At 72.1% G+C, this 11,916-nt stretch carries 15 protein-coding genes; 6 read left to right on the forward strand and 9 right to left on the reverse strand.

Annotated elements, in window-relative coordinates; all coding sequences use genetic code 11:
* The first annotated feature begins 86 nt into the window (after positions 1 to 86).
* On the forward strand, positions 87 to 488 hold the full coding sequence (locus FB470_RS23385; protein ID WP_306994831.1) for a hypothetical protein: 402 nt from the start codon (positions 87 to 89) through the stop codon (positions 486 to 488).
* Positions 489 to 538: 50 nt separating this feature from the next.
* On the opposite strand, the gene FB470_RS23390 is transcribed toward FB470_RS23385, so the two are convergent.
* The 4 genes from FB470_RS23390 to FB470_RS23405 all read right to left on the reverse strand — a co-directional run bounded on the left by FB470_RS23390 (position 539) and on the right by FB470_RS23405 (position 4,632).
* Complete coding sequence (locus tag FB470_RS23390; protein ID WP_306994833.1) at positions 539 to 2,656, reverse strand: bifunctional polysaccharide deacetylase/glycosyltransferase family 2 protein; 2,118 nt, start codon at positions 2,654 to 2,656, stop codon at positions 539 to 541.
* Positions 2,653 to 3,108, reverse strand: a complete 456-nt coding sequence (locus FB470_RS23395) for a hypothetical protein (RefSeq protein WP_306994835.1) — start codon at positions 3,106 to 3,108, stop codon at positions 2,653 to 2,655. The genes FB470_RS23390 and FB470_RS23395 overlap by 4 nt, the downstream gene beginning before the upstream one ends.
* A 115-nt stretch (positions 3,109 to 3,223) precedes the next feature.
* Positions 3,224 to 3,520, reverse strand: coding sequence for a MoaD/ThiS family protein (locus tag FB470_RS23400; RefSeq protein ID WP_306994836.1), 297 nt, complete (start codon positions 3,518 to 3,520; stop codon positions 3,224 to 3,226).
* Positions 3,517 to 4,632 (reverse strand): WD40/YVTN/BNR-like repeat-containing protein, encoded by a 1,116-nt coding sequence (locus tag FB470_RS23405; protein WP_306994838.1) that lies wholly within the window; start codon positions 4,630 to 4,632, stop codon positions 3,517 to 3,519. Before FB470_RS23405 ends, FB470_RS23400 begins: the two co-directional genes overlap by 4 nt.
* A gap of 128 nt (positions 4,633 to 4,760) precedes the next feature.
* On the opposite strand from FB470_RS23405, the gene FB470_RS23410 reads away from it, so the two are divergent.
* On the forward strand, positions 4,761 to 5,051 hold the full coding sequence (locus FB470_RS23410; protein ID WP_306994840.1) for a 4a-hydroxytetrahydrobiopterin dehydratase: 291 nt from the start codon (positions 4,761 to 4,763) through the stop codon (positions 5,049 to 5,051).
* Positions 5,052 to 5,062: 11 nt separating this feature from the next.
* Here the strand turns inward: FB470_RS23410 and FB470_RS23415 are convergent, their stop codons facing one another.
* Positions 5,063 to 5,890, reverse strand: a complete 828-nt coding sequence (locus FB470_RS23415; protein ID WP_306994842.1) for an SDR family oxidoreductase — start codon at positions 5,888 to 5,890, stop codon at positions 5,063 to 5,065.
* A gap of 28 nt (positions 5,891 to 5,918) precedes the next feature.
* Entirely contained in the window at positions 5,919 to 7,079 is a 1,161-nt protein-coding gene (locus FB470_RS23420; RefSeq protein WP_306994844.1) for a S1C family serine protease, read from the reverse strand.
* 119 nt (positions 7,080 to 7,198) lie between these two features.
* On the opposite strand from FB470_RS23420, the gene FB470_RS23425 reads away from it, so the two are divergent.
* The 4 genes from FB470_RS23425 to FB470_RS23440 are packed head-to-tail and all read left to right on the forward strand — an operon-like array spanning position 7,199 to position 9,525.
* A complete protein-coding gene (locus FB470_RS23425) occupies positions 7,199 to 7,636 on the forward strand; it encodes a hypothetical protein (protein WP_306994845.1) in 438 nt (145 codons plus the stop codon).
* The gene (locus FB470_RS23430; protein ID WP_306994847.1) at positions 7,633 to 8,865 is read left to right on the forward strand and encodes an NRAMP family divalent metal transporter; all 1,233 of its coding nucleotides are present in this window, start codon (positions 7,633 to 7,635) and stop codon (positions 8,863 to 8,865) included. The genes FB470_RS23425 and FB470_RS23430 overlap by 4 nt, the downstream gene beginning before the upstream one ends.
* Positions 8,862 to 9,257 carry a hypothetical protein gene (locus FB470_RS23435; protein WP_306994849.1) on the forward strand — a complete coding sequence of 132 codons (396 nt, stop codon included), beginning with the start codon at positions 8,862 to 8,864 and terminating at the stop codon, positions 9,255 to 9,257. The genes FB470_RS23430 and FB470_RS23435 overlap by 4 nt, the downstream gene beginning before the upstream one ends.
* On the forward strand, positions 9,244 to 9,525 hold the full coding sequence (locus tag FB470_RS23440) for a PRC-barrel domain-containing protein (RefSeq protein WP_306994851.1): 282 nt from the start codon (positions 9,244 to 9,246) through the stop codon (positions 9,523 to 9,525). Before FB470_RS23435 ends, FB470_RS23440 begins: the two co-directional genes overlap by 14 nt.
* 197 nt (positions 9,526 to 9,722) lie before the next feature.
* Here the strand turns inward: FB470_RS23440 and FB470_RS23445 are convergent, their stop codons facing one another.
* From FB470_RS23445 to FB470_RS23455, 3 genes are read right to left on the reverse strand one after another with little or no spacing between them, the layout of a single operon-like run.
* Complete coding sequence (locus FB470_RS23445) at positions 9,723 to 10,952, reverse strand: styrene monooxygenase/indole monooxygenase family protein (protein ID WP_306994852.1); 1,230 nt, start codon at positions 10,950 to 10,952, stop codon at positions 9,723 to 9,725.
* Positions 10,945 to 11,559 (reverse strand): GTP-binding protein, encoded by a 615-nt coding sequence (locus tag FB470_RS23450; protein WP_306994854.1) that lies wholly within the window; start codon positions 11,557 to 11,559, stop codon positions 10,945 to 10,947. The genes FB470_RS23445 and FB470_RS23450 overlap by 8 nt, the downstream gene beginning before the upstream one ends.
* On the reverse strand, positions 11,534 to 11,914 hold the full coding sequence (locus tag FB470_RS23455; protein WP_306994856.1) for a DUF742 domain-containing protein: 381 nt from the start codon (positions 11,912 to 11,914) through the stop codon (positions 11,534 to 11,536). Before FB470_RS23455 ends, FB470_RS23450 begins: the two co-directional genes overlap by 26 nt.
* Positions 11,915 to 11,916 lie beyond the last annotated feature (2 nt).

Raw genomic sequence — 11,916 nt, forward strand, 5'->3', positions numbered from 1 at the left:
TTGCCCCCGCCGTCCCGGGCACCCGCACCACGAAGCCGATCACGGCTTCAGCCCGGAATCCGTTGATACGAAGGGAATTCAGAACAATGAACGTTCGTCGCTTCGCGATCGCCAGCCTGCTGGCCATCCCGTTGTCGTTCGGTGCCGCGGGCATCGCGTCGGCCGACACCTACGGCTCGTCGAACGCGAGTGCCGGCCCCGACGGCGCGGCCATCACCAGCGCCGGCTCGGTTGCGGGCCACGACTACGACGACGGCTGGGGCCACGGCTACGGCTACGCCGGCTACCAGGACGCGAGCCTGGCCGCCGGCCCCGACGGTGCGGGCGGCGAGTACACCGTCTCCGGCACCAACGGCCACTTCTCCTTCTACGGTGAGGGCTCCTCCTGGGCGGGCCCGGAGGGCGCGCACTCGAGCCAGACCTACTCGGTGGCCGGTCACCACCACCACCATCACCACCACCACGACTGGGACGGCGACGACGACTGACGGCCGCCCGCTCCCGCGTGTCCGACGGTGACCCCCGGTCCGGCCGGGGGTCACCGCTTCCCGCGGTCCGATGGGGACGGCTCGATCAGGCCGCGGCGCGGCAGCTTGTGCCAGGGCAGCCGCGCGCCGGCCAGCGCCGTGCTCAGCGACTGCAACACGACGAGGTACATCAGCTGCCGGTAGACGAACTGCTGCAGCGGCAGCGCCAGAAGCGGCGCCGGCGGTTCGCGGTCCAGGCGGAACGCGACGACCGCGGGCGCGGCCTGCAACACCAGGAACGCGAGCCAGGACGCGAGTACCAGCAACCCGTCCCCGGTGAACAGCCCGAACACCGCGGCGACGTCCACGAACGGGGCGAGCACCGGCAGCAGCACCTGGAAGAGCAGCAGGTACGGCAGACCGCGGCGGCCCAGTCGCCCGGCGCCGCCCGGCTCGGAGATCGCGTGCCGGTGCTTCCACACCGCCTGCAACGTGCCGTAGCACCACCGGTAGCGCTGTTTCCACAGCTCGGCGAGCGTCGCCGGCGCCTCGGTCAGCGCCCGCGCGTCCTGCTCGTACACCACGCGCCAGCCGCCGCGCAGCAGCGTCATGGTCAGATCCGTGTCCTCCGCGAGCGTGTCGGACGGCACCCCACCGGCCCGCAGGACGGCCGAACGGCGGAACGCGCCCACCGCGCCGGGCACCGTCGGCATGCACTCGAGGACGTCGTAGAACCGGCGGTCCAGGTTGAACCCGGCCACGTACTCGATGTGCTGCCACTGGCCGAGCAGGCGGCCGCGGTTGCCGACCTTCGCGTTGCCGGCCACGGCCCCGACCCGCGGATCGGCGAAGTTGCCGACGAGCGCGGGCACCGAACCGGGCTCCAGCACGGTGTCGCCGTCCATCATCACCACCAGTTCGGTCCGCGCCGCCGCCAGGCCGGTGTTGAGCGCGGCCGCCTTGCCCGCGTTCTCCTGGCGGATCAGGCGCACGGCGGGCCGGGCACGGGCGAGCCGCTCGACGATCGCGCCGGTGCCGTCGGTGGACCCGTCGTCGACGACGATCACCGACACCCGCGGCCCCGCGGCCAGCGCGGACCGCACCGCCCACTCGATGCCCTCGCGTTCGTTGTACGCCGGGATGATCACCGTGACCGGGTCGTCGCCCGTGGTGCGGGGCAGTCGCCGCCGGCGCCGGGCGTGCACAGCCGCGGTCACGCCCAGCAGCACCGCGCGCAGCAGCGCCAGCGCGGTCGCGACGACGGTCAGCACGCGCAGGGTCCCGGCCACGAACTCCCCGGCCCGCACGGCGAACACCAGCAGCCGGCCCCCGATCCGCGCGCGGACCGGTGCCGCCGATGCCGTGCCGGCCAGCCCGACCGAGTCGGTCACGGTGCCGAACTGCCAGCCGCGAGCCTGCAACCCGGGCACCAGCCGGCCGAGTGCTTCCACGGTCTGCGCGCGGTCGCCGCCGCCGTCGTGCATCAGCACGATCGCGCCGCCGGTGCCGGACGGCGTGGCGTTGGCCACGATCGCGTCGACGCCGGGCCGCCGCCAGTCCTGGGAGTCCACATCGGACAGGACGACGAGCTTGCCGTCCGCACCCAGCCGCCGGACCGCCGCCCACTCGGAGTCGCCGAGCGTGTCCGGAGTGGACGAATAGGGTGGCCGGACCAGTACCGGCAGGACACCGCCGGTGCCGGCCAGGACGAGGTCGGTGGTGCGGATCTCCAGTCCGGCCCGCGCGTCGCCCGTGGCACCGAGGTCGGTGTGGCTCGCGGTGTGGTTGCCGATCTCGTGGCCGCGGGCCAGGATCTCGCGCACCAGGTCCGGGTAGCGCGCGGCGTTCGCCCCGGTCACGAAGAAGGTCGCCGTGACCCCGTACCGGTCCAGGACGTCGAGGATCCGCGGTGTCCACACCGGATCGGGGCCGTCGTCGAAGGTCAGGGCGATCGTGTGGTCGTGCGCCCGCGCGGTGGCCGGCGGGTCCGAGCGCGCGTCGATCACCGGTCCGCCGTGGCGCACCGACGACGGCACGGTGGCCGCCGGACCCGGTGGTGAGGTGTCCTCGCCGCCGTCCGCACCCGCCACGAAGACGTTGAGCGCGAGCAGGCCGGCCACCACCGCGAGGATCGCCGACAGCAACAGCCAGTGGGCCTTCGGCGGGCTCGGCCGCCGGTGCCGCGTCACCGGCGCGGTTCCGGCCGCTCGGTCCGGGTGTGGCCGGGCGGATCGGACCGGCCGCGCGGCGTCCGTGATGGTTCGGACGACGACACCGGCGGCGGTGCGCCCGTCGTGGCCGGAGCCGGGGGCTGCGCCGCCGTGGCGACGGGCTCCTCACTCGACGGCCCGGTCGTGTCCGGCGTGGGGGTGTCGTCGGTGGACGGCCCGCCGCCGGGCGCGGGTGGCGCGGGCCGGACCGGCGCGTCGGTCGTCCGCTGATCGGGCACCGGGAGCAGGGCGGAGGCGGGGATCGGGGCGCCCAGCAGCGAAGCCACCAGCAGCACCGCGTAGCCGCTGACCAGGGCGCACGCCGCGATGCTGACACGGCGGAGGATCCGGCGTCTTCGCCCGGACGGATCGACGAAAACGGGTTTCCGCCAGGGAATTTCGACAGTGTCGTCGGTAATTGTCTTCATCACCAAGGGGATCGCGTCGGGGGCCGGTCGGGGGCCTTCACCCTAAACAGATCCCGCGCACCGGCCAAGCACCGCTCGCCGTGAACTTTCCCCGTGCCCCCACGGCATCGGGAAAAGATCAACCCCCGGCCATGGCGCCCATCACGAGGAACGGTTCGGTGCCCGCCACGACCGGTGCGGGCAACGGCGCGTCCGGCTCCTCGTGCGAGAGGTCCTGCTCGCACGCGAAGAACCGCACGAACGCGCGCCGCTTGCCCGTGCCGTGTTCGCGGATCGTGCCGCGCAGCATGGGATAACGCTCCTCCAGTGCGTCCAGCACGGCGCGCTGGGTGACCGCGCCGTCCAGGTCGAGCTCGACCTCGCCGTCGATGTGCGCGATGGTCCGCAGGTGCGCGGGCAGGTGGACGCGGATCATGGCAGTGTCTGGACCTCCACCGACAGGACCGCGGGCAGGTCCCGCACGATCGGCGCCCAGGTGTCCCCGGAGTCCGCGGAGGCGTAGACCTGACCCCCGGTCGTGCCGAAGTACACCCCGCACGACTCGAGCGAGTCCACCGCCATCGCGTCGCGCAGCACGTTGACGTAGCAGTTCTCCTGCGGCAGCCCGGCGGTCAGCGGCTCCCAGTCCTCGCCGCCGCCGCGGCTGCGGTACACGCGCAGCCGCCCCTCCGGCGGGAAGTGGTGCTCGTCGCTCTTGATCGGCACGACGTAGACCGTGTCCGGCTCGTGGGCGTGCACGTCGATGACGAAGCCGAAGTCGGTGGGCAGGTTCCCGCTGATCTCGTACCAGTTGTCGCCGCCGTCGTCGCTGCGCATGACGTCCCAGTGCTTCTGCATGAACAACACGTCCGGGCGCTCCGGGTGCCGGGCGATGTGGTGCACGCAGTGGCCCACCTCGGCGTCCGGGTCGGGGATCTGGCCGGACTTCAGGCCGTGGTTGATCGCCTGCCACGTCTTGCCGCCGTCCTCGGTGCGGAACGCGCCGGCCGCGGAGATGGCGATGACCAGCCGGTTCGGGTCACGCGGGTCCTGGATGACGGTGTGCAGGCACATCCCGCCCGCGCCCGGCTGCCACTTCGGGCCCGACCCGTGCCCGCGCAGTCCCGGCAGCTCCTGCCAGGACGCGCCCGCGTCGTTCGAGCGGAACAGCGCCGCGTCCTCGACCCCGGCGTAGATCAGGTCGGGATCGGTGAGCGACGGTTCGAGGTGCCACACGCGCGCGAACTCCCACGGGTGCGGTGTGCCGTCGTACCACTGGTGGGTGCCCGGGACGCCGTCGTAGGCGAACTCGTTGCCGACCGGCTGCCAGGTCCTGCCGCCGTCGTCCGAGCGCTGGATCAGCTGGCCGAACCAGCTGGTCGACTGCGCTGCGAAGATCCGGTCCGGGTCCGCGGGGGAGCCCTTGACGTGGTAGATCTCCCAGCCCGGGAAGTGCGGCCCGCTGACCTCCCAGTCGGCGCGCCGCTCGTCGGACGTCAGGACGAACGCTCCCTTGCGTGTGCCGACCAGCACGCGAACCCCGCTCATCGTCGCTCCTTCCCGTGGCAGGTGGTTAGACCGTACGGAGCCGGGGCCGGGTGCGTCTTCTCCAATCTTGCGGTTTGCGGGCGGGGCGCCGGGTACCCGCCCGGAAACACCCGCGGAAGGAGGAGGCCATGCCGGAGGCGCTGTCGGACGCCGAGATCACCCGCGCCCTGGGAGGGCTCGCGCGATGGCGTGGGGACGCGACGCACCTCTCGCGCACCGTGCGCCTGCCGGCCCAGGAGCACAGCACGCTGATCGGCCTCGTGCAGCGGGATGTCGCGGACCTGAGCGACCACGCCCAGTTCGAGCGGCGCCCGGACGAGCTGACGTTCACCGTGACCACCGGCCGTCCGGGCGCCGTCACGGCACCGGATGTGTGGCTGGCGGAACGCATCGAAGCCGCGATCGCCACCCTGGCCTGAGCGCGCGTGCGTCAGATCTTGCGCCAGTCGTCGTCGGCCAGACCGGAGGCGCCCTGCGGGCCCATGAGCAGCATCCCGCCGTCCACCACGTACGACGAGCCCGTCACGTAACCGGCCGCCGGGGTGGCCAGGAACGCCACCACCGCGGCCACCTCGCGCGCGTGCCCGGTCCGGCCCAGCGGCACGCCCGGGCGGACCTGGTCGTGCGGGTTCACGTCGGTCTGGCCGGTCATCGGCGTGGAGATCTCGCCCGGCGCCACCGAGTTGACCGTGATGCCGTACTCGGCCAGCTCCAGCGCGAGCACCTTGGTCAGCATGCCCATGCCGGCCTTCGCCGCGCAGTAGGGCGCCGCGCCGACCTTCGGGGCGTGCTCGTGGACGCTGGTGATGTTGACGATCCGCCCGCCCCGGCCGGCGTCGATCATGCGCCGCGCCGCCCGCTGCGCGCACAGGAACGCGCCGTCCAGGTCGACCGACAGCACGTGCCGCCAGGTGTCGAAGTCCATGTCCATGACCCGCCGGCCGGTGCCCGTGCCGGCGCAGTTGACCAGCACGTCGACCCCGCCGAGCGCGTCGGCGAGCTCGTCGACGGCGGCCGCCGCCGTCGGCAGGTCGCCCAGGTCCAGCCGGCGCACCTCGGCGCGGGCGCCGGCCTCGCGCACCTGCTCGGCGGTGTCCCGTGCGCCGTCTTCGTCGCGGTGCCACGTGATGCCGACGTCGACGCCGCCACCACCGAGCGCGACGGCGACCGCGCGTCCGATACCGGAGTCGGAACCGGTGACGATCGCGGTGCGCGGCCGCCCGGCCTGCTCGTCGGGAAGGGGAGCTGTGTGCGTCATGCGGTCGAGCTACCCGGCCGCCCGGTGGTTAACCCACCGGCCCCTCGACCAGGGCCGCGCTCGTGGTGTGCTGCTGCCCGGACTGGTCCAGCCACGTCACCGGCACGTGGTCGCCGGGATGGAGCGTGTCCATCGTGGCGGTCAGGTCGGTGGCCGAGCCGATCGTGCGGCCGTTCAGCCCGGTGATGACGTCGCCGGCGGCCAGGCCCGCGTCGTCCGCCGGCCCGCCGGAGACCACCTGCTGCACCATCGCGCCGGAACCGCCCGCGTCGCTCACCGACACCCCGATGAACGCCGACGGTCCGATGTGGACGGTTGCGGAGCCGGTGCCCGTCTCGATCTGGCGGGCCAGTTGCAGCGCGTCGTCGATCGGGATGGCGAACCCGCTCACGTCCGCGCTGCGCCCGTCGCGGCCCAGCTGGTACCCCGTCGAGGCGGCGGTGTTCATGCCGATCACCCGGCCCTGGCTGTCGGCCAGCGCGCCGCCCGAGTCGCCGGACTGGATGTTCGCGTCCACCTGGATCAGCCCGGTCAGCTGCTCGGAACTGCCCGTCGACTCGTCCGTCGCGGTGATCGACTGGTGCAGCGCGGTCACCTTCCCGGGGGAGACGCTCGGTTCGCCGCCGTCCCCGCCCGCGTTGCCCAGACCCACCACGGGGTCACCGACCGTCACCTCGGCGGAGTCGCCCGTGGTCACCGGGTCCAGTCCCGAGGCGTTGTGCAGCTTGAGCACGGCGACGTCGGCCGGGCGGCTGTACCCGACGACCTCCGCGCGGTAGCTGCGGCCGGTGTCCACGTCGGTCACGCGGATGCTCGTGGCACCCGCGACGACGTGGTTGTTGGTGAGGACTTCCCCGTCGCCGGTCAGCACCATGCCGGTGCCCGCGGCCTGCTGGCCGGAGTAGCCCAGCGTGGAGTAGATGTCGAGCAGGCCCGGCTTGACCTTCGCCGCGACGGCGTCCGCGTCGAGCGTCCGGTCGCCGGTCTGCTCGTTGTTCAGGGTGCGCTCGAGCGGGGACGCGACGCCGCCCGTCCGCGACGGCGCCCGGCCCAGGTCCCAGGCCACGAACCCCAGCGCGAGCAGCACGACCAGGCCGAGCACGCTCAGCACCGCGCCCGGCCCGCGCCGGCGACGCGGGGGTGGCGGCGGCGGAGCCCACGGGTCGTACTGCGGTGGGTAGTAGCTCATGCTGCCCCTCCTCCGCCTCCAGTGAACGCCTCCTGACTGAGATGCGCCTTCGGGCGGGTTGTGAAACACCTGAGAAGGAGGTGCGTTTGCGCAGTTGACCTTGGGGTACACCAGGCCAGATGCGGAAGGGGACGGCTTTCGCGGGCCTCGCGCTCGCGGCGACGCTCACCGCCTGTTCCGGCAGCTCGGCATCGAGCTACGTGGACAGCGCGGTCGTCCGCGCGCAGGACGGGCTCAGCGCGGTCGGCACCCTGCACGACATCATCCGGGCCCACACCGAGGGCAGGCTGTTCCCGGCGTTCACCACCGCCGCGGTCGACGACGTGCTCGCCACGGCCACCAAGGCTCTCGACGAACTGGACAGCCAGCAGCCGCCCACCCCCGGCACCCGGCAGGTCTACGACGAGCTGCACCCCCGGCTGCAGGACGCGGTCGCCCGCGCCAGCGAGGCGCAGGAAGCACTGGACGCGGGCGACCCGGCGCGCATCGGCGCGGCCGACGCCCAGCTCGAGCGGGTGACCGGCGAGCTGACCGCGTTCGTGGAGAGCCACCGGTGAAGAAAGCCCTCGCCGTCACCCTGGGCATCCTGACCGCCATCGGCGGTTTCGTCGACATCGGCGACCTGGTGGCCAACGCCGAGTCCGGGGCGAGGTTCGGCATGCGGCAGGGGTGGATCGTGGTCATCGGCGTGATCGGCATCTGCGTGTTCGCCGAGATGTCCGGCCGGGTCGCGGCGGTCAGCCAGCGGCCGGTGTTCGACCTGGTGCGCGAACGGCTCGGGCCGCGCGTGGCCATGGCCAACCTCGTCGGGTCCTACCTGGTCACGCTGCTGACCCTGGCCGCGGAGATCGGCGGCGTCGCGCTGACGATCCAGCTCGCCAGCGGCCTGCCGCACCTGCTGTGGGTCCCGCTGACCGCGTTCGCGGTGTGGGTCGTGCTGTGGCGGCTCAAGTTCGAGCTCATGGAACAGATCTTCGGCGTCCTCGGGCTGGCGCTCGTGGTGTTCGTGGTCGCCCTGATCGCGCTCGACCCGCCGTGGGGCACGTTCGCGCAGCAGCTGATACACATCTCCCCGCCGTCCGGGGAGAACTGGGGCACCTGGGGCTACGTGGCGGTGTCGCTGTTCGCCTCGGCCCTGACCCCGTACGAGGTGTTCTTCTTCTCCTCCGGCGGCGTCGAGGAGAAGTGGACGACGAAGGACCTCGCGACCGAACGCAGCAACACGCTCGTCGGTTTCCCGCTCGGCGGAGTGCTCGGCCTGGCGATCATGGGGTGTGCCGCGGCGGTCTACGAGCCGGCCGGCGTCCAGGTTTCGCAGCTGAGCCAGACCGCCCTGCCGGTCGCCTTGTCGCTGGGCAAGATCGGCCTGGTCGTGGTCCTGATCGGGTTCTTCGCGGCCACCTTCGGCGCCGCGCTGGAGACCGGGCTGTCCACCGGCTACTCGGTCGCCCAGTACTTCGGGTGGCAGTGGGGCAAGCGGGTCCGCCCGCGCGAGGCGGCGCGGTTCCACACCGTGATCCTCATCAGCGTGCTGCTGGGCACGGCGGCGCTGCTCACGACCGTCGACCCGGTGCAGATCACCGAGCTGTCGCTGCTGTTCAGCGCGGTGGTGCTGCCGCTGACGTACCTGCCGATCCTGGTCGTGGCCAACGACCGGGACTACCTCGGTGACCACGCCAACGGCCGGATCCAGAACGCGCTCGGCGTGGTGTTCCTGATCGTCATCCTCGTCGCCGCGGTCGCCGCGATCCCGCTCATGATCATCACCGGGATGGGGCAGTCATGATCCTCGGACGACCGGACCCGCTGCGCGTCGAGTTCCACCTGCTCGACCGCCAGATCGTCGACGTCGAGGGGGAGCCCGTCGGCAAGGTCGACGACATCGAGCTGGCGCGCAACCCCGACGGCACCTACCGGATCACCGCGTTGCTGGTCGGGCAGTACGTGCTGGGGCAGCGGATCGGCGGGCTGCTCGGGCGCGTGGTGTGCTGGCTGGCGGCTCACCTGGGCGGCGGGCAGACCGAGCCGCTGCGCATCACCTACGAGCACGTGAAGCAGGTCAGCAGCCACGTGACGCTGTCCCTGCGGGCCGAGGTGCTGGAGGTGCCGCCGTTGGAGAACTGGTTGCGGCGCAAGGTGATCGGGCGCATTCCGGGGGCGGGCCATGCCGGCGGATGACGTGGTCCGGGCCAGCGAGCTGCTCGGACGGAGGGTGTACGACGAGCGGGGGCGGCGGCTGGGAAAGGTGACCGACCTGATCACCCGGCTGGACTCGCTCGGGCAGGAGCAGACCGTGGCGGTTCTCGTGACACCCGGCCGGCGGGGCCGGTTGCTCGGGTACGAGCGCAGCAGTCAGCGGGGACCGTGGCTGCTGGCCTGGCTGGCGGCGGTGCTGCACCGGGGGACGCGGGAAGTGCCGTGGTCGGAGGTGCGGTGGAACCCGTAGGCGCGCCCCCACCACGCGGTCGTGGTGGTCGAGCCCGCCGAGTTCCGCACCCGCACCCTCCGCAACGCCCTGGCCGCCACCTCTCGATCGGCCTGGGCACGCGCCACCGGTCCTGGGTGCGGGTGTTCACGCTCACCGCACCCACCCCGTCCTGATCGACGTGGGCACCTGAACACCGGCCGGGCCGCCGCCCGCCGTCACACCGAAGCCAGGTACTCCTCGGTCTTGCCCGGGTCCAGCAGCCAGTGCTGGAAGTCCGTCGGGTTGTTGAAGCCGTTCACGAACCGTTTCGCCACCTTCGGGTTCGTCTGCGCCGCCCCGAGGATCTGCTGCACGTGCGGCGGTGGCGGCTGCAGCATCGCGTTGGTGAACGTGGTGACCCACTGGGCGTGTTCCCAGTACCGGTCGAACGCGCGCTGCATCCACTCCCGGTCGAACGGCCGGTCCTCGTTCTCCAGGATGCTCCCCAGGTACGACTCCGCGCACTTGGCCGCGTTGTTGGCGCCCTGCCCGGTGATCGGGTCGTTGGCCACCACGACGTCCGCCATGCCGAGCACGAACGCACCCGAGGGCAACTCGCCGACGGGGTGCCGGACGACGGGCGCGTACCCGCCGACCAGCACGGCCTTGCCGTCGGTCAGCTCCACGTTCTTGGCCCGCTCGTACTCCCAGGGGATGTACTGCCGGAACAGCTCGAGGTGCCGCCGCAGCTGCTCGGCCGCGGGCGGCCGGTCGGCGAAGGAGTCGAACGGGCCACCGGGGATGCCCGACACGTAGAAGATGTCGCACGGCCCGGACAGCGTGTAGCCCGGGATGTTGATCAGCTCGCCGACGCCGGGGATGATGTTCATCCACACGTCCGTCGTGCCGGGACGCTCCGGCCGCGCCTCCTGACCGTGCACATAGGACACCGACAGCCGGCGCTGCGGCTTGGTGTAGGGCGATCGCGACGGATCGCGGTCGAACAGCTGCACCAGCTCGCCCTTGCCGGCCGCGACGATCACCAGCTCGTACATCCGGGCCAGCGCGTTCAGGTCCGCCGTGGTGACCCCGTGGATGACCACGTTGCCGCCGCGGTCCTCGAACAGCTCCAGCCACGCCGACATCTTCACGCGCTGGTCGATCGACTGCGCGGGACCACCGTCCCACGACTCGATCCAGTTCAGCGCGCGCTGCCCGTCCGGGCCGGCCATCGAAAACCCTTGCCCGGCAACGCGGGGAGCGACGTCGTCCCACAGGTTGAGGCCGTGCTCGCGCTCGATGGCGAGCGCGTCGGCGAACATGCACTGGGTCGAGGTGACCCAGCCGCCGCGGATCTCGTCCGGCGTGCGCGCGGACATCACGGTGACGTCGTAGCCGTGCTCCTGCAGGCTCAGCGCGAGCTGCAGGCCCGACTGGCCCGAACCGACGATCAGGATCTTACGCATGGGCGCGGATCCGGCCCCCCTCCGAAACCTCGGCCAGTGACAGCGTGTGGGACACCAGTTCCTGCAGCGTCCCGAGCACGGACGCCTTGTCCCGCGCGTCGCAGGTGACCAGCGGAACGTCCGGGCTGAGCGCGAGCGCTTCCCGGACCTCGTCGACGTCGTGCGCGAGCTGCCCGTCGAACAGGTTGATCGCCACGATGAACGGCAGGTCCGAGTCGTTCTCGAAGTAGTTGATCGCGGCGAACGACTGGTCCAGCCGCCGCGTGTCGACCAGCACGATGGCGCCGAGCGCGCCGCGCGAGAGGTCGTCCCAGAGGAACCAGAACCGCGACTGACCCGGCGTGCCGAACAGGTACAGCATCAGGTCGGGGTAGAGGGAGATCCGGCCGAAGTCCATCGCGACGGTGGTGGTGGTCTTGCCGCCGTCCGGCGGCAGCTCGTCCACGCCCTCACCGGCCTCGGTCATCCAGGCCTCGGTGTTCAGCGGCGGTACCTCGGACACGGACCCGACCAGCGTCGTCTTGCCCACCCCGAACCCGCCCGCGACGACGATCTTCGCCGAGATCGTCAGCGGGCCGGGATCAGACGGGGAGCTGCTTGAGTCCATTGAGGATCCTCTCGAGCATGTTCCGGTCGTGGGAATAGGCGTGGGCGGTCGGGTGGATGAACACCGCGCCCTGCCCGGCCAGGTCGCTGACCAGCACCCGCACCACCCCGAGCGGGATGGTGAGCAGCGAGGACAGCTCGGCGATCGAGACCTGGGAGCGGGCCCGTTCGTACAGGGCGCGCGATTCCGGCATCAGCTTCTCGGCCAGGGCCGGGTCGTACCGCGGCACCGAGATGAGCGTCTCGACCAGCAGCTGGTGGCGTGCCCGGGTGCGGCCGCCGGTGAGGGTGTACGGGCGGATCCGCTTGCTGCGCGGTTTGACCACCGTCTCCTCCGGCCCGGTCTCCTGGGACATCG

This window comes from Amycolatopsis thermophila (assembly GCF_030814215.1).
Classification (GTDB): domain Bacteria; phylum Actinomycetota; class Actinomycetes; order Mycobacteriales; family Pseudonocardiaceae; genus Amycolatopsis_E; species Amycolatopsis_E thermophila.